Origin of the sequence: Pseudomonas sp. URIL14HWK12:I6, assembly GCF_000514195.1 — a bacterium.
GTDB classification, from domain to species: domain Bacteria; phylum Pseudomonadota; class Gammaproteobacteria; order Pseudomonadales; family Pseudomonadaceae; genus Aquipseudomonas; species Aquipseudomonas putida_A.
Genome location: NZ_AZVL01000017.1, coordinates 1 through 21,213, shown reverse-complemented (window position 1 = coordinate 21,213; position 21,213 = coordinate 1). Strand labels below are relative to the sequence as shown.

Annotated in this window: 21 protein-coding genes and 1 pseudogene; 4 read left to right on the top strand and 18 right to left on the bottom strand. The window is 60.6% G+C overall.

All coding sequences use genetic code 11. The features are described 5' to 3' along the window. The first annotated feature begins 33 nt into the window (after positions 1-33). Positions 34-1,182, top strand: coding sequence for an acyl-CoA dehydrogenase family protein (locus H043_RS0119515; protein ID WP_027613262.1), 1,149 nt, complete (start codon positions 34-36; stop codon positions 1,180-1,182). 109 nt (positions 1,183-1,291) lie between these two features. Here H043_RS0119515 and H043_RS0119510 read toward each other — a convergent pair whose 3' ends face one another. Both H043_RS0119510 and fnr read right to left on the bottom strand, forming a co-directional pair. After that, positions 1,292-1,840: an adenine phosphoribosyltransferase gene (locus tag H043_RS0119510; RefSeq protein ID WP_027613261.1), complete on the bottom strand. Its 549-nt coding sequence runs from the start codon at positions 1,838-1,840 to the stop codon at positions 1,292-1,294. Positions 1,841-1,918: 78 nt separating this feature from the next. After that, the gene (fnr, locus tag H043_RS0119505) at positions 1,919-2,653 is read right to left on the bottom strand and encodes a fumarate/nitrate reduction transcriptional regulator Fnr (RefSeq protein WP_003223347.1); all 735 of its coding nucleotides are present in this window, start codon (positions 2,651-2,653) and stop codon (positions 1,919-1,921) included. A gap of 154 nt (positions 2,654-2,807) precedes the next feature. On the opposite strand from fnr, the gene H043_RS0119500 reads away from it, so the two are divergent. Continuing rightward, positions 2,808-3,290: a hypothetical protein gene (locus tag H043_RS0119500; RefSeq protein WP_027613260.1), complete on the top strand. Its 483-nt coding sequence runs from the start codon at positions 2,808-2,810 to the stop codon at positions 3,288-3,290. Here H043_RS0119500 and hemN read toward each other — a convergent pair. The 8 genes from hemN to H043_RS0119460 all read right to left on the bottom strand — a co-directional run bounded on the left by hemN (position 3,287) and on the right by H043_RS0119460 (position 11,292). Then, on the bottom strand, positions 3,287-4,669 hold the full coding sequence (gene hemN / locus H043_RS0119495) for an oxygen-independent coproporphyrinogen III oxidase (RefSeq protein ID WP_027613259.1): 1,383 nt from the start codon (positions 4,667-4,669) through the stop codon (positions 3,287-3,289). The two genes, H043_RS0119500 and hemN, sit on opposite strands and share 4 nt — an antisense overlap. 195 nt (positions 4,670-4,864) lie before the next feature. Continuing rightward, positions 4,865-5,548: a sulfite exporter TauE/SafE family protein gene (locus tag H043_RS0119490; RefSeq protein WP_027613258.1), complete on the bottom strand. Its 684-nt coding sequence runs from the start codon at positions 5,546-5,548 to the stop codon at positions 4,865-4,867. Beyond that, positions 5,541-5,753 (bottom strand): cbb3-type cytochrome oxidase assembly protein CcoS, encoded by a 213-nt coding sequence (gene ccoS / locus H043_RS0119485; protein WP_007965536.1) that lies wholly within the window; start codon positions 5,751-5,753, stop codon positions 5,541-5,543. The genes H043_RS0119490 and ccoS overlap by 8 nt, the downstream gene beginning before the upstream one ends. A 22-nt stretch (positions 5,754-5,775) precedes the next feature. Continuing rightward, positions 5,776-8,226, bottom strand: coding sequence for a heavy metal translocating P-type ATPase (locus H043_RS0119480; RefSeq protein WP_027613257.1), 2,451 nt, complete (start codon positions 8,224-8,226; stop codon positions 5,776-5,778). A gap of 212 nt (positions 8,227-8,438) precedes the next feature. Then, entirely contained in the window at positions 8,439-8,978 is a 540-nt protein-coding gene (locus tag H043_RS0119475; RefSeq protein WP_027613256.1) for a FixH family protein, read from the bottom strand. Positions 8,979-8,989: 11 nt separating this feature from the next. Further along, positions 8,990-10,405, bottom strand: coding sequence for a cytochrome c oxidase accessory protein CcoG (ccoG, locus tag H043_RS0119470; protein WP_027613255.1), 1,416 nt, complete (start codon positions 10,403-10,405; stop codon positions 8,990-8,992). Between the two features lie 222 nt (positions 10,406-10,627). Then, a complete protein-coding gene (locus H043_RS0119465) occupies positions 10,628-11,038 on the bottom strand; it encodes a type II toxin-antitoxin system VapC family toxin (protein WP_027613254.1) in 411 nt (136 codons plus the stop codon). After that, entirely contained in the window at positions 11,038-11,292 is a 255-nt protein-coding gene (locus tag H043_RS0119460) for a type II toxin-antitoxin system Phd/YefM family antitoxin (RefSeq protein WP_027613253.1), read from the bottom strand. The genes H043_RS0119465 and H043_RS0119460 overlap by 1 nt, the downstream gene beginning before the upstream one ends. 626 nt (positions 11,293-11,918) lie before the next feature. Between H043_RS0119460 and H043_RS29850 the strand changes: the two are divergent. Then, a pseudogene (locus H043_RS29850) lies at positions 11,919-12,911 on the top strand (metallophosphoesterase); the annotation flags it as partial. Positions 12,912-12,978: 67 nt separating this feature from the next. Here the strand turns inward: H043_RS29850 and ccoP (H043_RS0119445) are convergent. The 8 genes from ccoP (H043_RS0119445) to ccoN (H043_RS0119410) all read right to left on the bottom strand — a co-directional run bounded on the left by ccoP (H043_RS0119445) (position 12,979) and on the right by ccoN (H043_RS0119410) (position 19,880). Then, positions 12,979-13,962 (bottom strand): cytochrome-c oxidase, cbb3-type subunit III, encoded by a 984-nt coding sequence (gene ccoP, locus H043_RS0119445; RefSeq protein ID WP_027613250.1) that lies wholly within the window; start codon positions 13,960-13,962, stop codon positions 12,979-12,981. Then, positions 13,959-14,144, bottom strand: a complete 186-nt coding sequence (locus tag H043_RS0119440) for a CcoQ/FixQ family Cbb3-type cytochrome c oxidase assembly chaperone (RefSeq protein ID WP_003175465.1) — start codon at positions 14,142-14,144, stop codon at positions 13,959-13,961. The genes ccoP (H043_RS0119445) and H043_RS0119440 overlap by 4 nt, the downstream gene beginning before the upstream one ends. Before the next feature lie 6 nt (positions 14,145-14,150). Then, positions 14,151-14,759, bottom strand: coding sequence for a cytochrome-c oxidase, cbb3-type subunit II (gene ccoO, locus H043_RS0119435; protein ID WP_024164411.1), 609 nt, complete (start codon positions 14,757-14,759; stop codon positions 14,151-14,153). Beyond that, positions 14,759-16,201: a cytochrome-c oxidase, cbb3-type subunit I gene (ccoN, locus tag H043_RS0119430; RefSeq protein WP_007969186.1), complete on the bottom strand. Its 1,443-nt coding sequence runs from the start codon at positions 16,199-16,201 to the stop codon at positions 14,759-14,761. Before ccoN (H043_RS0119430) ends, ccoO (H043_RS0119435) begins: the two co-directional genes overlap by 1 nt. Before the next feature lie 482 nt (positions 16,202-16,683). After that, positions 16,684-17,637, bottom strand: a complete 954-nt coding sequence (gene ccoP / locus H043_RS0119425; protein WP_007969187.1) for a cytochrome-c oxidase, cbb3-type subunit III — start codon at positions 17,635-17,637, stop codon at positions 16,684-16,686. Beyond that, entirely contained in the window at positions 17,634-17,831 is a 198-nt protein-coding gene (locus H043_RS0119420) for a cbb3-type cytochrome c oxidase subunit 3 (RefSeq protein ID WP_027613249.1), read from the bottom strand. Before H043_RS0119420 ends, ccoP (H043_RS0119425) begins: the two co-directional genes overlap by 4 nt. Positions 17,832-17,836: 5 nt before the next feature. After that, complete coding sequence (gene ccoO / locus H043_RS0119415) at positions 17,837-18,445, bottom strand: cytochrome-c oxidase, cbb3-type subunit II (protein WP_003223389.1); 609 nt, start codon at positions 18,443-18,445, stop codon at positions 17,837-17,839. 10 nt (positions 18,446-18,455) lie between these two features. Continuing rightward, positions 18,456-19,880 carry a cytochrome-c oxidase, cbb3-type subunit I gene (ccoN, locus tag H043_RS0119410; RefSeq protein ID WP_027613248.1) on the bottom strand — a complete coding sequence of 475 codons (1,425 nt, stop codon included), beginning with the start codon at positions 19,878-19,880 and terminating at the stop codon, positions 18,456-18,458. A 95-nt stretch (positions 19,881-19,975) separates the two neighbouring features. Here ccoN (H043_RS0119410) and H043_RS0119405 point away from each other — a divergent pair, with 95 nt between their 5' ends. Next, positions 19,976-20,653, top strand: a complete 678-nt coding sequence (locus tag H043_RS0119405) for an alpha/beta family hydrolase (protein ID WP_027613247.1) — start codon at positions 19,976-19,978, stop codon at positions 20,651-20,653. Positions 20,654-21,213 lie beyond the last annotated feature (560 nt).

Below are 21,213 nucleotides of genomic sequence, written 5' to 3'. Positions count from 1 at the left end.
TAACGTCGGCCAACCCTTCGATGGAGTTCGCCGATGCCTGCCTTCCAGGAATACTTCGACCCCAGCCACCAAATGGTTCGCGACAGCGTCAGACGTTTCGTCGAGCGCGAGGTCCTGCCGGACATCGATGCGTGGGAAGAAGCCGAAAGCTTTCCCCGTGAGCTGTACCAGAAGGCCGGGGCGGCGGGGATTCTCGGCATCGGTTATCCCGAAGCGCTGGGTGGCAGCCACGAAGGTGATGTGTTCGCCAAGGTTGCCGCCAGCGAAGAACTGATGCGCTGCGGCTCCGGTGGTCTGGTCGCGGGCCTCGGTTCGCTGGATATCGGCCTGCCACCGATCGTCAAATGGGCCCGGCCCGAGGTGCGCGACCGTGTCGTGCCGCCAGTGCTCAGCGGCGAGAAAATCAGCGCACTGGCAATTACCGAACCCGGCGGCGGTTCCGACGTCGCCAACCTTCAGACCCGCGCCGTGCGTGACGGCGAATTCTACCGGGTCAGCGGCAGCAAAACCTTTATCACCAGCGGCGTGCGTGCCGATTTCTACACCGTCGCGGTGCGCACCGGAGCGCCGGGTTTCGGCGGCATCAGTCTGTTGCTGATCGAGAAGGGCACCCCAGGCTTCACGGTAGGCCGCCAGCTAAAGAAAATGGGCTGGTGGGCCTCGGACACCGCTGAGCTGTTCTTCGACGATTGCAGGGTGCCCGTGGGCAATCTGATCGGCGCCGAGAACATGGGCTTCGCCTGCATCATGGGCAATTTCCAGAGTGAACGGCTGGCGCTGGCACTGATGGCCAACATGACCTCGCAGCTCGCGCTCGAAGAGGCGCTGAAGTGGGCGCGCGAGCGTGAGGCGTTCGGCAAACCCATCGGCAAGTTCCAGGTGATCAAGCATCGGCTGGCCGAAATGGCCACGGCGCTGGAAGTATCGCGTGAGTTCACCTACCGCCAGGCGGCGAAAATGGCGGCGGGGCAGAGCGTGATCAAGGAGATTTCCATGGCCAAGAACGTTGCCACGGACACCTCGGACCGGATCACCAGCGAGGCGGTGCAGATTCTTGGTGGCCTGGGTTTCATGCGCGAAAGTCTTGTGGAGCGGCTGTATCGGGATAACCGCATTCTGTCGATTGGCGGCGGGACGCGGGAGGTGATGAACGAGATCATCAGCAAGCAGATGGGACTTTAGGTTTGCGGTGAGGCTGCCGGCCCCTTCGCGAGCAAGCCCGCTCCCACAGGAGAATGCATTCCAAATGTGGGAGCGAGCCTGCTCGCGAAAGCGGTCTGACAGGCGCTACTTACTTATCAGTCAGGGCAAACTGCGTCAGGCAGAAGGTAGGGATGCCCATATCTTCCAGACGCTGCGACCCCCCCAGCTCCGGCAGATCAATGATTGCCGCTGCCTCATGCACCCGCGCGCCCATGCGGCGTATCAGGTTGGCCGCAGCGATCAGCGTGCCGCCGGTGGCGATCAGGTCATCGAACATCACCACCGAATCACCTTCACACAGGCTGTCGGCGTGGACTTCGAGGAACGCTTCGCCGTACTCGGTTGCGTAACCTTCGGCCAACACGTCCGCCGGCAGTTTGCCTTGCTTGCGGAACAGCACCAGCGGCTTGTTCAACTGGTAGGCCAGCACCGAACCGATCAGGAAACCGCGCGCATCCATCGCGCCGATGTGGGTGAAATCGGCTTCCACATAACGGTGGGCGAAGCTGTCCATCACCAGGCGCAGGGCCTTGGGCGACTGAAACAGCGGGGTAATGTCGCGAAAGATCACGCCCGGTTTCGGGAAGCCGATCACGGGGCGGATCAGGGATTTGATGTCGAAGGAGTCGAAGACCATCGTCGAGGTGTCCTGGCAGGGCTGCAAACGGCGCAGTATACCCGCGGCTGAAACGCTTCGCTCAACCGCGGATCGAGATCAGCCTTCGAGGGAGCCGCCGGCCAGGGCGCAGAGCTGGATCGGGTCGAGGATGTGGATCTCTTTGCCCTCGGCGGCGATCAGCTCGTTTTGCTGGAAGCGGGTGAACACCCGCGACACGGTTTCCACCGCCAGGCCCAGATAATTGCCGATTTCATTGCGCGACATGCTCAGACGGAACTGGTTGGCCGAGAACCCGCGAGCACGGAAGCGGGCCGACAGGTTGACCAGGAACGTGGCGATGCGCTCGTCGGCGGTTTTCTTCGACAGCAACAGCATCATTTGCTGGTCATCACGGATCTCGCGGCTCATCACCCGCATCAACTGACGGCGCAGCTGCGGCAGTTGCAGGGCCAGTTCATCAAGGCGTTCGAACGGAATTTCGCAGACCGAGGTGGTCTCCAGGGCCTGGGCCGACACCGGGTGTTTCTCGGTGTCCATGCCGGACAGGCCGACCAGTTCGCTCGGCAGGTGGAAACCGGTGAGCTGTTCTTCGCCGCTGTCGCTCAGGCTGAAGGTTTTCAGGGCGCCGGAGCGTACTGCATAAACGGAATCGAAGGTGTCGCCCTGACGGAACAGGAACTCACCCTTTTTCAACGGGCGGCCACGTTTAACGATTTCGTCCAGCGCATCCATGTCTTCCAGATTCAGAGAAAGTGGCAGGCAGAGAGGAGCCAGGCTGCAATCCTTGCAATGGGCCTGGTTGTGAGCGCGCAGTTTGACTGGCTCGGACATTTCTTAAATCCTTGTGGGAAAACACACATAAGCCGTAAGGGTAACCCACGGGAGGACATTCAGGCCAGTCTGCGGCGAGTTTGTCCCACGGGCGTAAAGCCGCAGGGCAAGTGGCCGATAAACAGGTATCAACACGCATGCAAGGAACCGCTCGATGGCCGCCATTGACACGCTGAACCCCGGTAACAGCGGCGTTGCGTCTGTGCCGAGCATCGCCAGGACAGACACCGACAGCGAGCAGAATGCCGCCTCTGCGCCGTTGGCAACCCCGACCTTGGTCGAGGGCGTCAAAGTGTCGCTGTCCGGCGCCTCCATCGAAAAATCCTTCAGCGTCGGTGGTGAGAACAGCGACATCGAAGACAGCGGCTTGCCCGAGAACGTCCAGCAGTTGCTGAAGATGATCCGTAAACTGCAAAAAGAGATCGCCGAGAAGAAAGCCCGGATGGCGGCCGTCATGTCCGACAGAACACTGACCAACGAAGCCAAGGTCAATATGCTCGCCGCGCTGCGCGGTGCCATCGCCGCCCTGAATACCGGGCTGATCAGCGCCAATCTGGCCCTGTCCAAAGTCATGGATCAGTCCGGCCTCACCTCCGAGCAGAACCTCAAACTCGGCTCACTGCTGACGAAAAACTAGATCACCCGCGAGAAGCGCTGGCGGTTCTGCTGTTCCAGATATGCGTCGAACACCATGCACACCGAACGCACCAGTAGACGCCCGGCCGGCAACACTTCGATGCGCTCGCGTTCCAGATTGATCAGCCCATCGTTGGCCATGCCTTGCAGTTGCGGCCACAGCGCGCCGAAGTAACCCTGAAAATCGATGTTGAACGCTTGCTCGATTTCGGCGAATTCCAGGCTGAAATTGCAGATCAGTTGCTGGATCACCGCGCGGCGCAGGCGATCGTCGGCATTGCACACCAGGCCACGGCTGGTCGCCAGTTGCGCGGCGGCGAGGGTGTTCTGGTACTGGTTCAGATCGCTATTGTTCTGGCAGTAGAGATCGCCGATCTGGCTGATCGCCGACACCCCCAGACCAATCAGGTCGCAATGGCCGTGGGTGGTGTAGCCCTGGAAATTGCGTTGCAGGGTCTGTTCCTCCTGGGCAATCGCCAGCTCATCGTCGGGCAAGGCGAAGTGATCCATGCCGATGTAGCGGTAGCCGGCGGCGGTCAGTTGTTCGATGGTGCGCTGGAGCATCTCGAGTTTTTGCGCAGGGCTTGGCAGCTCATGGCTGTTGATCCGCCGCTGCGGCATGAAGCGCTCCGGCAGGTGTGCATAGTTGAACACCGAAAGCCGGTCCGGTTGCAGGCTGATGACTTCCTCGACGGTGCGCGCAAAGTTCTCCGGTGTCTGTTTGGGCAGGCCGTAGATCAGGTCGATGTTGATCGAGCGAAATTGCAGGGTGCGCGCGGCGTCGATCACCGCGCGGGTTTCTTCCAGGCTTTGCAGGCGATTGACCGCCCGTTGTACCGCTGGATCCAGATCTTGCAGGCCGATGCTGACCCGGTTGAAGCCGAGTTCGCGCAACAGACCCATGGTCGACCAGTCGGCCTCGCGCGGGTCGATCTCGATGCCGTAGTCGCCGGAATCGTCATCCAGCAGATTGAAGTGTTTGCGCAGGTGCGCCATCAACTGCCGCAGTTCGTCATGGCTGAGAAAAGTCGGGGTGCCGCCGCCGAAGTGCAGTTGCTCGACTTTCTGCGCCGGTTCCAAGTGGCAGGCGATCAACTGGATTTCCTGCTCCAGCCGTTGTAGATACGGCTGCGCTCGCCCGCGATCCTTGGTGATGACCTTGTTGCAGGCGCAGTAGTAGCAAATGTTCGCGCAGAACGGCACGTGCACGTACAGCGACAAGGGGCGCAACGCCTTGCGGCTGTCGCGCATGGCATGGAACAGGTCGAAGGTGCCGACCTGGCTGTTGAATTGCACGGCGGTCGGATACGAGGTGTAGCGCGGCCCCGCCAGGTCGTAGCGGCGGATCAGATCAGTGTCCCAACGAATGGCGTCGAGCATGCGGGCATTCCCCCGGATAGGCTGGCAGTGTGGCGAGTCTAGGGGAGGGCGCGGCGGGGCATCTTGATTTGTATCAACGGGGAGGATTCGTATAAGTCACGCGGCCCCATCGCGAGCAGGCTCGCTCCCACAGGAGATTTGTGGCGTACACAAAACCTGTGGGAGCGAGCCTGCTGGCGAAGGCCGCGCCGCCGGTCAGTGGCCCATCAGCCAGTGCTGGTGCGGCCCCGGCAGGGTCCAGATGCCGAACAGGATCACCAGCAGACCGCCGGCCATGCGCACGCTGCGTTTGCGCAGCAGCGCCGTGACCCGCTCGGCGGCGAGGCCGGTGGCCAGCAACACCGGCCAGGTACCGAGCCCGAAGGCGAGCATCAGCAACGCGCTGTCGAGTGCATTGCCCTGGCTGGCCGACCACAGCAATGTGCTGTAAACCAGCCCGCACGGCAGCCAGCCCCAAAGCGCGCCGAGCAATAAAGCGCGGGGCAGGCTCGACACCGGCAACAGCCGATTGGCGACAGGTTGAATGTAGCGCCACAGACCACGACCCAGGCTTTCGATGCGGGTCAGGCCGCTCCACCAGCCGGCCAGATACAGGCCCATGGCGATCAGCAGCAACCCGGCGAGAATTCGCATGACCATCGCCGCCGGGCTGTTCGCCACCGCCCAACCGGCAAGGCCGATCAGCAAACCGGCGGTCGCGTAACTGAGGATCCGTCCGAGGTTGTACGCCAGCAGCAGACGAAAGCGTCGGCTGCGCTGTTCCTTGGGGATCGCCAGGGTCAGCGCGCCCATCAGGCCGCCGCACATGCCCAGGCAATGCCCGCCACCGAGCAGGCCGAGGATCAGCGCGGAAACCAGCAGCGGCGCCAGCTCAAGCATGGGGTGGCGCCTTGTCCTGCGGTTTGTCGGCTTTAGCTTCGTCCACGGCGGCGGTGTGGTTCGGGTCCTGATCATCGAACAGGATGCTGTGGGCCGGGCCGTCGAGGTCGTCGTACTGCCCGCTGTCCACCGCCCAGAAGAAGATGTACACGGCGATGGCCACGATCAGCAGGGCGGCCGGGATCATCACGTAAAGAGCTGGCATCGGTACTCCAGGCCCGAGCGGCTCAGGCCGGCAACGGACGGGTTTCTGAACGGGTGCCGGCGACCGGCGCGCTCGGCAGGCGAGTCAGGCGCAGGGCGTTGAGCACCACGGTCAACGAACTGATCGACATGCCGACCGCAGCCCACACCGGGGTGATCCAGCCGAGGGCGGCGAACGGCAACATGAGGCCATTGTACAGCGCCGCCCACAGCAGGTTCTCGATGATTACCCGACGGGTTCTGCGCGCTAAGGTAAAGGCTTGCACCAGCGCGTCGAGGCGGTTGGACAGCAGCACCGCGTCGGCGCTGGTTTTCGCCAGATCGGTGGCCGAACCCATGGCCACGCTGATGTCGGCAGCAGCCAGCACCGGCACGTCGTTCACCCCATCGCCGAGCATCAACACCTTGCGTCCTTCTTGATGAAGCTGTTGCAGCACCTGCAATTTGTCGTCCGGACGCAGACCGCCACGGGCCTCGTCGATACCCAGTTCGGCGGCGACGCTGGCGACCATCGGCGAGCTGTCGCCGGACAACAGCAGCGTGCGCCAGCCACGGGCCTTGCAGGCGGCGAGCAGGGCGGGCGCATCGTCGCGCAGGCGGTCGTCGAGAACGAACCACGCCAGCGCTGCCGAGTCATCGCCGAGCAGCAGCCACTGACCCGGTTCATCCGGCATCGCCGGCAGCGGCGAACCGCTGAGGGCGCAGACAAATTCTGCCTGACCGATGCGCAAACGCTGTGTGCCAACCAGCCCTTCGAGGCCAAGTCCCGGCGTGCTGTGCACTTCTTCAGCCGCCAGTGGCGCACGACCGAAGGCGCGGGCAATCGGGTGTTCCGAACGATTTTCCAACGCGGCGGCAAGGCTCAGGCACTGGTCGCTGTTCAACGTGCCCAGTGGACGGATCGAACGCAAAACCAGCCGCCCCTCGGTGAGGGTGCCGGTCTTGTCGAAGATCACCGTGTCGATCTGGTTCAGGCCTTCCAGCACATGGCCGCGCGTCAGCAACAGGCCGAGTTTGTGCAGGGTGCCGGTGGCGGCGGTCAACGCCGTCGGGGTTGCCAGCGACAGCGCGCAAGGGCAGGTCGCGACCAGCATCGCCAGCACGATCCAGAACGCCCGCGACGAGTCCAGCTGCCACCACAACAGGCCGATCGCTGCGGCCGCAATCAGCGACAACAGCAGGAACCACTGCGCAGCGCGGTCGGCGATTTCCGCCAATCGCGGTTTCTCGGCCTGGGCGCGATCAAGCAGACGGACAATGGCCGACAGGCGCGTGTCCTGACCCAGCGCCAGAACCTCGACGGTGAGCGCGCCTTCGACATTCAGCGTGCCAGCGGTGACCGCATCGCCCAGCGTGCGCGGTTGCGGCAGGTATTCACCGGTCAGCAGCGATTCGTCGATGCTCGACTGGCCGTCGAGGATCTTGCCATCCGCCGGCAGGATCGAACCCGGTTGCACCAGCACCCGGTCACCCAGGCGCAATTCGCTGAGCAGGATGCGTTCGCTCTGGCCGTCGGCGTCGAGGCGCAGGCACGAGGCTGGCAACAGGTTCACAAGCTGCGCGGTGGCAGCGGCGGTGCGTTCGCGGGCGCGGCGTTCCAGATAGCGCCCGGCGAGCAGGAACAGCGCAAACATCCCGACCGCATCGAAATACAGCTCACCGACGCCGGTGATCGAGGTCCAGATCCCGGCAATGTAGGCGCTGCCGATCGCCAGCGACACCGAGACGTCCATGGTCAGGTGCCGGGTGCGCAGATCGCGCATCGCGCCTTTGAAGAACGGCGCGCAGCTGTAGAACACGATCGGTGTGGTCAGGAACAGCGCGACCCAACGCAGGATCGTGTGCAGTTCGGGGCTGAGGTCGATGTTGAATTCCGGCCAGGTCGCCATGGTCGCCATCATTGCCTGAAACCATAGCAGCCCGGCGACACCGAGTTGGCGCAACGCGAGTCGATTCTCGCTGGCCAGTTGTTCGCTGGCGCGGTCGGCCTGATAGGGGTGGGCGGCGTAACCGATGTGGCGCAGCTCCGCGAGGATCTGGCTCAGTGGCAATTGCCCGTCGGCCCATTGCACGTGCAAGCGATGGTTGGACAGATTGAGCCGCGCTTCGGCGACTGCCGGCAGGCTGCGCAGGTGCTTCTCGATCAGCCAGCCGCAGGCGGCGCAACTGATGCCTTCCATCAACAGGGTGGTTTCGGCGAGTTCGCCCGCGTGACGGACGAAGGGTTGTTGCACGTCGGCGCGGTCGTACAGCGCCAGTTCATCGGTCAATTGCACCGGCAGTGCTTCGGGGTTGGCCGAGGCTTCGCTGCGATGCTGGTAATAGCTTTCCAGACCACCGGCGACGATGGCTTCGGCCACGGCCTGACAGCCGGGGCAGCAGAACTCGCGGGACTCCCCGAGCACGACGGCGGTGAAGCGGCTGCCCGACGGGACGGGCAGGGCGCAGTGGTAGCAGGGGAGTGGGGTGGTCATGGCATCGTTGAGGGGGTAAGCCCTTGCATTGGGGTTGTCCGCTTGCCCTCACCCCAGCCCTCTCCCGGAGGGAGAGGGAGCCGATTGATGGAGGCCGGAAAAGAGGTGCATCCACGGATTTCGTCACTGCCATACAAAAGGCATGCGAGCGGCCGAAATCAGTCCCCTCTCCCTCCGGGAGAGGGTTAGGGTGAGGGGCTTCTGCAGTTTATTTATTTATCCAGATCTTCGGCGCCCTGCAGCGGTTCGTCACCGAGCAGCAGATCCTCGTCGTGGCTGACCTGTTCCTCTTCGAACATGCGCCACACGTGGTCGTCCTGCGTGCCCAGCAATTCGACAAAACGCCGGCCTTCGACCTTGTCGCCCAACTGGCCGATGTAACGGCCGGTTTCGGTTTCGCTGCGGGTCAGGACGATCTTGCGATCCTTCTCCGGCTGGGTCGGCGAAATCAGGTTCAGTTCCAGGGTTTTCGGCTGGCTGTCGCCGCTCAGGCGCAGGTCAACTTCGCCGGTCAGGTCATCCAGATGCACGGTGGCGCGCATCTTCAGATCCTGCGCCAGCAGCTCGCGATCCAGTGAGCGGTTGATGCCTTTGCCGGCCTCGTAGTAGTTGTCGTTGACCAGGTTGTCCGGGTTGTTCACCGCAATGGTCACCATCGACAGGGTCAAGGTCACCGAACAGGCCAGAATTCCGATGATGATCCATGGCCAAAGGTGCTTGTACCAAGGACTGGCGGCGTTTGCTGCGGGCATGTTCAGTTCTCTCAACGGGTTTGTGGGCCGATGAATCGGCTCTTGGCTTCAACGTGGACGCTATCATCGTCGGCATCCTTGAGGATGAATTTCACCTCGTTGGTGCTCGACGGCAATTGTTCCGGTGCGCTCGACAACTCCACCGGCATGCTGAAGATTTCGCCGGCCGGCACCTTGATCTCGCGTTTGCCTTGCAGGCGCAGATCCGGCAGACCGGCGGCTTCCAGCACGTAGGTGTGGTCGCGCTGATCCTTGTTCATGATCTTCAGGCTGTAGACGTTTTCGATCCGGCCTTCGGCGTTTTCGCGGTACAGCACGCGGTCCTTGCTGACGTCGAAACCGACCAGCGAGCGCATGAAGAACGCGGTCACCAGCAGGCTGATCATCGCCAGCAGCACCACCGCGTAGCCAATCAGGCGTGGCCGCAGTTTATGGGTTTTCTGGCCGGAGAGGTTGTGTTCGGTGGTGTAGCTGATGAGGCCGCGCGGGTAGTCCATCTTGTCCATGATCGCGTCGCAGGCGTCGATACACGCGGCGCAACCGATGCACTCGATCTGCAGGCCGTCACGGATGTCGATACCCGTCGGGCATACCTGAACACACATGGTGCAATCGATGCAGTCGCCCAGACCCATGGCCTTGTAGTCGACACCTTTCTTGCGCGGGCCACGGCTTTCGCCGCGACGCGGGTCGTAGGAAACAATCAGGGTGTCCTTGTCGAACATCACGCTCTGGAAACGTGCGTAGGGGCACATGTAGATGCACACCTGCTCGCGCAGCCAGCCGGCGTTGCCGTAGGTGGCGAGGGTGAAGAAACCGACCCAGAAATACGACCAGCCATCGGCCTGACCGGTGAAGAATTCGAACACCAGTTCGCGGATTGGCGAGAAGTAGCCGACGAAGGTCATGCCGGTGACGAAGCCGATCAGCAGCCATAATGAATGCTTGGCGAGCTTGCGCAGAAATTTGTTGCCGCTCATCGGCGCTTTATCGAGCTTGATCCGCTGATTGCGGTCGCCTTCGGTGACCTTCTCGCACCACATGAAAATCCACGTCCACACGCTTTGCGGACAGGTGTAGCCGCACCAGACGCGGCCGGCGTAAACGGTGATGAAGAACAGGCCGAACGCCGCAATGATCAGCAGCCCCGACAGCAGGATGAAGTCCTGCGGCCAGAAGGTCGCACCAAAGATGAAGAACTTGCGCTCCGGCAGGTTCCACCACACCGCCTGATGCCCGCCCCAGTTCAGCCACACCGTACCGAAATACAACAGGAACAGCGCAGCGCCGCCGATCATCCGCAGATTGCGGAACAGGCCGGTGAAAGCACGGGTGTAGATTTTTTCTCGAGAGGCGTAAAGATCGACGCTGTTGTTCGCGTTTTTGCTCGGTGGTGTGACGTCGTGTACCGGAATCTGGTTGCTCATCATTGCATCCCACGGCAGTGGACAAATGCCTCGGTCGATACGTGCCGACCGCGGTCAGAAAGGGGTGTCGCAGTGGCGCAATGATACGCCTGTCGCTCTAACTCAAGGGTGCGACCTTTGGTCGCGTTGGGGAAAAAGCATTATTGGTGTAGCGAATGCAGAAAAGCCTGATGCAGATCAATTGACTTGTTGAGTATGGACGGTTTTGGAGTGGCGGCTAATTCAATGTTCCCATGGGTTGATCAGGGCGACGCCGCTCGAGCGGAAATCACCGACATTGCGGGTGACCACTGTGAGTCCATGCACCAGGGCCGTGGCAGCGATCAATGCATCGCTTTCATTGGCCTGGTCGGGTACATGCAGGCTGGCACAACGCAGTGCCACCGCGGCATCGACCGGCAGGATTCGGGCTTCGAATGCCGGAATGACGTGACGCGTCAGCCAACTGCGCAACAGCTTTCCTTGAGCAGGATCACGCCGTTCCATTCGCAGTACTCCGGTTTCCAGTTCTTTCAAAGTAATGGCGGAAATGTACAGGCGCGGGGCGATGACGCCTTTGGCCCAACTGACCACATTGGCATCGGCCTGCGGCTTGCGAAGTTCGGAAATCACATTGGTGTCGAGTAAATACATCAGGACAGATCCACGGGACGATGAATGATGACTGCGCGCTCGGTTTCGAAATCGATGTCGGCAGCCTCCGGCATGGCCAACAAATCGACAATGCTCGTGTTTGCGCCGCTCAGTTTCTGATATTCCTCAATGCTCAACAGAACATGAGAGGCCTTGCCACGGTCGGTGATGATCACTGGACCCAGACGCGCAGCCTTTTTGGCGCTGCTGGTGTCCTGATTGAATTCACGGCTGGAGATGGTGGTGATTGCCATCATGGTTGACCTCTCGCAATACAGATGTAGCAACGTTACTACTTCGCCTTGGGGGCGGCAATCAAGGAAGACAGAACTCAGCCGTCCGTTGGTCGGTCCGTGGCTGGCATAGTCGAGCCAGCCTCGCAAAAGGCGCAGGCCGGCTCTGATTGATTCAGACGTGGCGTCAAGACTCAGGGAAGTCTGCCGCCGCCCAGGCTCTCGAGACTGCCGGTATTTCTGTGGGGCTTTGTGGTGCTTCTGGAGTCGGGTTGCAACGGATTACCCAGTGTCACGGCAATCGATTCCACGGGGTGGTTCGATGGATCGATTGCCTGATCGTTGTCTATGAGTTTCTGATCAACCGGCAGAGGGTTTGTGCTGTCATTCAACATAGCGGCTTCATCCTTGAAGTGGCTCCGATGAGGGTCAACGGGCTGTGGACGACCCTACAGAGCATAGCGAATCGAGTCCATCAGGCATGTGTCTCAAAGTATTAATTTCGAAGGCGATTTTAATACTCCAGAAATATCATTAGTTAATTAATGGGTTTTGCTTTCTTGTTTTTTTCGAATAGCTTAGTGGCTGTTCTGCAGCGTGCTAGTTGCATGTTTATGTTTTGAAATTTAACGGAATAATGGAGTGTTATGAAAACCAAGGAAGTTAAAAAGCTTTTCGCTTGTCTGTGTCTGGTGTCCCTGACTTCTCTCGCCAGTGCCAATGAAGGTATGCCGCAGCACATGGTATTTGCATCAGACCCGCAATACCCGTGGACAGAAAAGTCGGACAGTGGCGAGGATGAATCGAGCGCGGATTTCGAAAAACGCGCGAAATGGCTGGTGGAAACCCAGTTCGCGAGCATTGCCCAGTTCCGCACCGAGATGGGCGGGCAGGCTGCGGTGCCATTGATGATCAACGGTGACATGACCGCGTTTGGCCACGGCTGGCAGCGCTCTTTCATCGGTTCGATGCTGAAGAAACACTTTGGCGATCACGTGCTCTACGGATTGGGCAATCACGACTACCAGAACAACGTGAATGACTGTTTCAGTGAAAGTTGCGCAGCGGGCAGTATTGTTGATTACCGTGATCATCATGTCGGTAAAGTCGATGAATTTGATCTGGAAGTCACCGGCAGCTTTGTGAATAAACACTATCTGGGTAGTCTGGCTTATTCAAAGAATGTGGGTGAAGTGCATCTGGTGCAGTTGAACAATGAACCCACTTATGCGGTGAAGATTTCTCACGCGTTGAATCCGACCACATTCGATATCACGGCGTCGCTGGACTGGCTGGAAAATGATTTGCGAATAGCGCGAGCGCAGGGCTACGCGATCATTATCAACATGCACAAGCCCTATGAGTGGAAAGGCAGTTGGGATCAAGAGAAGCGCTTTCGCGAAATGATTGAAAAGTATCAGGTGACGGCGATGTTCGCCGGCCACTTCCACGACGAGGGTGGTAGCCAAACCTATATGGGGAGCGTGCCGATGTTTCTCAGCGGTTCAGCTTCTCAGCAGACGTACCTGACCGCCACTTTTTCCAAGGATCGCAAGCAATTGGAGGTGAGTCTGGTCGAGGACAATCAGTGGCGCAAACGTACGCCGGTGGCCACCGTGCCGGTGAAGTCGATCTGGGCCAGAACCCATAAAAAAATCCCCCGCCAGAGCACTGGCGGGGGATTCTTCATTACATCAAGCCCTGGCCTTATTGCGCCTCGGCCTCCGGCGCTTTTTCACCGTGGGACAGGCTGTACACGTACGCTGCCAGCAGGTGCACCTTGTCGTTGCCTTGCAATTGTTCCTGCGCCGGCATCTGGCCCTGACGGCCGTAACGGATGGTCTGCTGCAGTTGCGCGAAGCTCGAACCGTAGATGAACGCGGCCGGGTGGGTCAGGTTAGGCGCGCCCATCGCCGGGGTGCCTTTGCCTTCCGGACCGTGGCAGGCCACGCAGTTGGCGGCGAACAGTTTCTGGCCGTTGGCCGGGTCAGCCTTGGTGCCTTCCGGCAGTTTGCGGCCATCGAGCTGGGTCACCACGAAGGCTGCGACATCGGCTACGCCTTGTTCGCCAATGACTTCGGCCCAGGCCGGCATCACCGCGTGTCGACCGCCCATGATGGTGGTCTTGATGGTTTCCGGCTCGCCGCCCCAGCGCCAGTCGGCGTCGGTCAGGTTCGGGAAGCCATAGGCGCCCTTGGCGTCGGAACCGTGGCATACCGAACAGTTGGAGGCGAACAGACGGCCGCCCATCTTCAGTGCTTGCGGATCCTTGGCCACTTCTTCGATTGGCATCGCCGCGAACTTGGCGAAGATCGGACCGAACCTGGCGTCCGAGCGGGCCATTTCCTTTTCCCACTCGTGTACGCCGGTCCAGCCGGTCTGGCCGTTGGCGAACGCGGTCTGCTTGTCGTTATCGAGGTAGTTGTAGCCCGGCAGCAGGCCTTTCCAGTTGCCCAGGCCCGGGTACAGCACCAGATAACCCAGGGCGAACACGATGGTGCCCACGAACAGCATGAACCACCATTTCGGCAGTGGGTTGTCGTACTCCTCGATCCCGTCGAAGGAGTGGCCGACCGTTTCGTCCGTCTGTTCGCTGCGCTGGCCCTTGCGGGTCGACAGCAGCAGCCAGGTCAGGGCGAAGATCGTACCGAGACTGAGGACTGTGACGTACAGACTCCAGAATGTAGTCATTCTTTGTTACTCCTAGAAGCTTGCTCGACGTGCTTGATGGCTTCGGGATCATCCGCAAAAGGCAGCAAGGTTGCGTCTTCAAACTCCGACTTGCGCTTGGGGCTGAATACCCACAACGCCAAACCGATGAAGGCCACCATCACGACGACGGTGCCCAGGCCGCGAATCATCCCGATATCCATGAAGAATCACCGTTTGCTTTTGATGATGGTGCCCAGGCCCTGAAGGTAGGCCACCAGCGCGTCCATTTCGGTTTTGCCCTTCACGGCATCTTTTGCACCGGCGATGTCTTCGTCGGTGTAAGGGACGCCGAGCGTGCGCAACACTTCCATTTTCTTGGCCGTGTCTTTGCCGTCGAGCTTGTTTTCCACGAGGAACGGGTAAGCCGGCATTTTCGACTCAGGCACCACGTTGCGCGGGTTGTACAGGTGCGCACGTTGCCAGTCATCGGAGTAACGACCGCCCACGCGAGCCAGATCCGGGCCGGTACGTTTGGAACCCCACAGGAACGGGTGGTCCCAGACGCTTTCACCGGCGACCGAGTAGTGGCCGTAGCGTTCGGTTTCAGCGCGGAACGGACGGATCATCTGCGAGTGGCAGCCGACACAACCGTTGGCGATATAGACGTCGCGGCCTTCCAGTTCCAGCGCCGAACGCGGCTTCATGCCTTCGACCGGCTTGTTGGTGACGTCCTGGAAGAACAGCGGAACGATCTGGGTCAGGCCGCCAATGCTGACGGCGATGACCATGAAGAAGGCCAGCAGGCCAATATTCTTCTCGACAGCTTCATGCTTCATCAGTGAGCTCCAACAACAGCGATCTGGGCGGCGGCTTCGGCTTCAGCCGCATTCGAGGCGCGCACGGTGCGCCAGACGTTGTAAGCCATCAGGAACATGCCGCTGGCGAAGAAAGCACCGCCCAGGGCACGGACGATGTAGCCCGGGTGGCTGGCCTGCAGCGCTTCGACGAACGAGTAGGTGAGGGTGCCGTCATCGTTGATTGCACGCCACATCAGACCCTGAGTGATGCCGTTGACCCACATCGAGGCGATGTACAGCACGGTACCGATGGTTGCGAGCCAGAAGTGCGCGTTGATCAGGCCGACGCTGTGCATCTGCGCACGACCGAACAGTTTCGGGATCATGTGGTAGATCGCGCCGATCGAAATCATTGCCACCCAACCCAAAGCGCCGGCGTGCACGTGGCCGATGGTCCAGTCGGTGTAGTGCGAGAGCGAGTTGACGGTCTTGATCGCCATCATCGGACCTTCGAAGGTCGACATGCCGTAGAACGCCAGCGACACCACGAGGAAGCGCAGGATCGGGTCGGTGCGCAGCTTATGCCAGGCGCCCGACAGGGTCATCATGCCGTTGATCATGCCGCCCCAGCTTGGCGCCAGCAGGATGATCGACATCGCCATGCCCAGCGACTGTGCCCAGTCCGGCAATGCGGTGTAGTGCAGGTGGTGCGGGCCGGCCCAGATGTACAGGGTGATCAGCGCCCAGAAGTGCACGATCGACAGGCGATACGAGTAGATCGGACGTTCGGCCTGCTTCGGCACGAAGTAGTACATCATCCCGAGGAAGCCGGTGGTCAGGAAGAAACCCACGGCGTTGTGGCCGTACCACCACTGGATCATCGCGTCAGTCGCGCCCGAGTAGGCGGAGTAGGACTTGAAGAAACTCACCGGCAGGGAGGCGTGGTTGACGATGTGCAGCATCGCGGTCACGACGATGAACGCGCCGTAGAACCAGTTGCCGACATAGATGTGTTTGGTCTTGCGCTTGGTGATGGTGCCGAAGAACACCAGCCCGTAGGAGACCCAGACAATGGCCAGCAGAATGGCGAGCGGCCATTCCAGTTCGGCGTATTCCTTGGTGGTGGTGTAACCCAGCGGCAAGGTAATGATGGCGCCGACGATGACCGCCTGCCAGCCCCAGAAGGTGAAGGCGGCAAGGCTGTCGGAGATCAGTCGCGTCTGGCAGGTTCGCTGCACGACATAGTAGGAAGTGGCAAACAGTGCACAACCACCGAAGGCGAAAATCACCAGGTTTGTGTGCAACGGGCGCAGGCGTCCAAAGCTCGTCCACGGCAGACCGAAGTTCAACTCCGGCCAGACCAGTTGCGAGGCGATGAAGACACCGAGCCCCATGCCAAGGATCCCCCAGACCACCGTCATGATGGCGAACTGGCGGACTACCTTATAGTTATAAGCAGTCGGACTGATTGCTGTGCTCATTCTAAGGTTCCACGGTTTGGGTGTTTTATTAGGATTAAAATCGGCCGCAAGTATGCAGAGAGCAGGGGGTCATTGCAACGCGCCATGACCTGGGTCAATGCTTTCCAACGCTGATTCTGCGGCCTTTCCATACGCCGCGTAAGGTCAAAATTGGCCTCGGACAAAATGTCGCAGCGGACGAAAAAAGCGAGGGGATCAGGTCGCTTGTAACGGGGTGTGTTCAAACGCTCAGTTCGGGTGACGGACGGTAAATGGCACGACAGCCGGTATCTACCGGCGTTTGCGGCCACATCAGTCAGCCGGTTCGCAGAACACAGCAGTCAGCGTTGACCTGGAACCAGCACAAGCCAGTCCGCATCGAGCAAGCGTAGACCCGAATCCGGGGAACCGAAAGGAGAGGGTGTGACGGGGTGCGACAATGCGTCGCAAAGGGGCGGGATGCTGCCGCACCGAGAATGGTGCGGCAGAGGTGTGTGCAATGATTACTGTTTGTTGTCTTCAGTAATCAGTTTTTCTGTATTCAATCCATGGCTCAGGCTGTACACATAGGCAGCTAGCAATTGCACTTTATCGTTGCCCAGCAGTTCGTTCTGCGCTGGCATGTGACCCTGGCGACCGTGGCGTATGGTCTGCTCAAGCTGTGTCAGGCTGGTGCCGTAGATAAATCCGGCCGGGTGCGTCAGATTCGGCGCACCCATGGCTTCAGTGCCGTGGCCGGTTGCCCCATGACAGGCTACGCAGGTGGTGCTGAACGCTTGCTGTCCGGCTTGCAGGTCAGCCTTGCTGTCGGCAGGCAGCGGCAGGCCGGCCAGTTCGTGACGCACATACGCCGCGACGTTCTTCACCCCGGCTTCGCCCAGCACTTCGCCCCAGGCCGGCATCGCCGCCATCCGCCCACCCATGATGGTGGTCTTGATGGTCTCGGCGTCGCCGCCCCAGCGCCAGTCCTTGTCGGCCAGGTTAGGGAAGCCGAAAGCGCCCTTGGCGTCGGAACCGTGGCACACCGAGCAGTTGGAGGCGAACAGTCGGCCACCCATTTTCAGCGCCTGCGGATCCTTCGCTACTTCCTCCACCGGCATGGCGGCGAATTTGGCGAAGATCGGCCCGAATTTGGCGTCGGCCTTGTTCATTTCCTTTTCCCACTCGTGGACGCCGGTCCAGCCGTCCTCGTAGCCGGGCAGGATGCCTTTCCAGTTGCCGAGGCCCGGATACAGGATCAAATAGCCCACGGAAAACACCAGCGTGCCGGCGAACAGCATGAACCACCACTGCGGCAGCGGGTTGTCGTACTCCTCGATGCCGTCGAAGCTGTGGCCCATGGTCTGGTCGACGCTGCCCTTGGTCTCGCCCCGGCGGGTGCCGATCAGCAGCCAGGTCAGGCCGATCAGGCTGCCGATGGTCAGTACGCAGATCCACGTACTCCAGAAGGTGGTCATGGCCGGGTACTCCTTGTTTCAGGTGCTTGGGTAATATCGGGTTGCGGCTCGTCGGCGAACGGCAGCAGGCGCGCTTCGGCGAACTCCGGCGTGCGCTTGCGGTTGAACACCCAGATCGTCAGGCCGACGAAGGCGACGAACACCACGACGGTGCCGAGGCCGCGAATCAGCCCTGCACTCATTTCAATGATCATCGTGCTCACCTCTTGCTCTTGATCGCAGTGCCGAGCACTTGCAGGTAGGAGACGAGGGCGTCCATTTCGGTCTTGCCCTTGAGGCTGGCGACCGCGCCGCTGATGTCGTCGTCGGTGTACGGCACGCCGAGGGTGCGCATGGTCTTGAGCTTGGTTTCGGTGTGGCTGCTGTCGACCGCTTGCGTCACCAGCCACGGGTAGGCCGGCATTTTCGACTCCGGTACCACGTTGCGCGGGTTGTACAAGTGCGCGCGGTGCCAGTCGTCCGAGTAACGCGCGCCGACCCGGGCCAGGTCTGGCCCGGTACGCTTGGAACCCCAGAGGAACGGGTGATCCCATACGCTCTCACCGGCCACCGAGTAGTGCCCGTAGCGTTCGGTTTCGGCGCGGAACGGCCGGATCATCTGCGAGTGGCAACCGACGCAGCCTTCGCGGATATAGATGTCGCGGCCTTCCAGTTGCAGCGCGGTGTAGGGCTTCATGCCCTCCACCGGTTTGTTGGTGACGTCCTGGAAGAACAGCGGGACGATCTGGGTCAGGCCGCCGATGCTCACGGCAAACACCATCAGCAGCATCAGCAGGCCGACGTTCTTTTCAATCGTTTCGTGTTTCATGGCGGACTCCTCAGGCCATCTGCGCGGCAGCAACGACGTCAGCAGGCTGCGAGGCCCGCACGGTGCGCCAGGTGTTGTAAGCCATCAGCAACATGCCGCTGAGGAAGATCGCCCCACCCACCAGACGCACGATGAAGCCTGGGTGGCTGGCCACCAGGGTTTCGACGAAGGAGTAGGTCAGCGTGCCGTCCTCGTTGACTGCGCGCCACATCAGGCCCTGGGCGATGCCGTTGACCCACATCGAGGCGATGTACAGCACGGTGCCGATGGTCGCGAGCCAGAAGTGCGCGTTGATCAGGCCGATGCTGTGCATCTGCTCTTTGCCGAATACTTTCGGGATCATGTGGTACAGCGCGCCGATCGAGATCATCGCCACCCAGCCGAGCGCGCCGGCGTGTACGTGGCCGATGGTCCAGTCGGTGTAGTGGGAGAGGGCGTTTACAGTCTTGATCGCCATCATCGGACCTTCGAAGGTCGACATGCCGTAGAACGCCAGCGACACCACGAGGAAGCGCAGGATCGGGTCGCTGCGCAACTTATGCCAGGCGCCCGAGAGGGTCATCATGCCGTTGATCATGCCGCCCCAGCTCGGTGCCAGCAGAATCAGCGACATCACCATCCCCAGCGACTGTGCCCAGTCCGGCAGCGCGGTGTAGTGCAGGTGGTGGGGGCCGGCCCAGATGTACAGGGTGATCAGCGCCCAGAAGTGCACGATCGACAGGCGATACGAATACACCGGACGGTCGGCCTGTTTCGGCACGAAGTAGTACATCATCCCGAGGAAACCGGCGGTGAGGAAAAAGCCCACGGCGTTGTGGCCGTACCACCATTGCACCATCGCGTCGGTTGCACCGGCGTACACCGAGTAGGACTTGGTCAGGCTCACCGGCAACTCAAGGTTGTTGACGATGTGCAGGATCGCCACGGTGATGATGAACGCGCCGAAGAACCAGTTGCCGACGTAGATGTGCTTGGTCTTGCGCTGCATGATCGTGCCGAAGAACACGATGGCGTAGGCGACCCAGACGATGGTGATCAGAATGTCGATCGGCCATTCCAGTTCGGCGTATTCCTTGGAGCTGGTGTAACCCAGTGGCAGGCTGATCGCTGCCAATAGAATCACAAGCTGCCAGCCCCAGAAGCAGAACGCGGCGATTTTCGGCGCGAACAATTGCGTCTGGCAGGTGCGTTGCACCGAGTAGAACGAACTGGCGAACAGCGCGCAGCCACCGAAGGCGAAGATCACCGCGTTGGTGTGCAGCGGGCGCAGACGGCCGAAACTGGTCCAGGGCAAATTGAAGTTGAGTTCCGGCCAGACCAATTGGGCCGCGAGAAAAACCCCGAGCCCCATGCCGACGATGCCCCACACCACCGTCATAATGGCGAATTGGCGGACCACCTTGTAGTTGTAGGCGGTACTGATAGAAGTGTTCATGGTTCCCCATCCACGGTTCAGCCGAAGTGAGCGCGCGCAGAAAACGCCGCGAATCCTTCGCCTGGAGTTATAGGCAGACTAAAAGCGAGGCAAGCATGGACAAACAGCACAAGGCCAGTATTGACGGGGATCAATGGGCGCAGTGCGTGCGGGATCATGGGTGGTTGTGGGATGCCGCGTCGGGCGAGGCTTCGGCGACTTTGATCCTGGCGCATGGGGCAGGGGCGCCGATGGACAGTGAGTGGATGACGGATATGGCTGGGCGCCTTGCTGCACTTGGGGTGAATGTGTTGCGGTTTGAGTTTCCGTATATGGCGCAGCGGCGGGTGGATGGCAGTAAACGGCCGCCTAATCCGGCGCCGAAACTGCTTGAGTGCTGGCGCGAAGTGTTCGCTGAAGTGCGACGTCATGTCGCTGGGACTTTGGCCATCGGTGGTAAGTCCATGGGCGGGCGGATGGCCAGTCTTTTAGCTGACGAGTTGGGCGCCGATGCGCTTGTCTGTCTTGGATATCCGTTTTATGCGGTTGGGAAACCTGAGAAACCGCGGGTTGAGCATTTGGCTTCTTTGCGGACTCGGACGTTGATTGTTCAGGGCGAGCGGGATGCTCTCGGAAATCGGGACGCTGTCGAGGCTTACGATCTATCGCCGAGTATTGAGGTGTTTTGGTTAGCCTCTGGGGATCATGATTTGAAGCCGCTCAAGGTTTCCGGGTTTACGCATTCGGACCATTTGGCTTCGGCGGTGGAGAAGGTTGCCGGGTTTCTTCGTTGAGGTTTGGTTGGGGGGTATATCCGTTGCTGCGGTAACGGCGACTTAGGGTTTCGCCCTTACGGCGACTCACTTTTTTTACAAGCGCCTAAAAAAAGTAAGCAAAAAAACGCTTGCTCCTACGTTCGGCCCGCTCGCTGGGGCTCGGGGTTCCTTCGCTCCGGGATCCATCCGGGCGCAGCGCCTACGGTTTGCTTCGCTGCACCTCCTCTCGCTGTGTTTGGCTTCGCCAAACGGTCGCTGCGCTCCCACCCCCGGATGAATCCCTCCGCTCAGCCTTCCGATGTCGCCTGTGGATCAAGATCAAAAGCGGTACTCGAGCTAACGCTCATCGTGTTGAGTGGTGAGGAGCAAGAGCGGTGCGCGTTCTGCTCTTGCCTTTGTGTGGGAGCCCGCCTGCTGGCGATGGCGGCCTGACAGCCGACCATTCTCTTACTGATGTACCCGGCCCTACTGTGGGAGCGAGCCTGCTCGCGAAGGCGGCCTGACAGCCGACTATTCTCTTACTGACTGCACGCAATCCCTGTGGGAGCGGGCTTGCTCGCGAAGGCGGCCTGACAGCC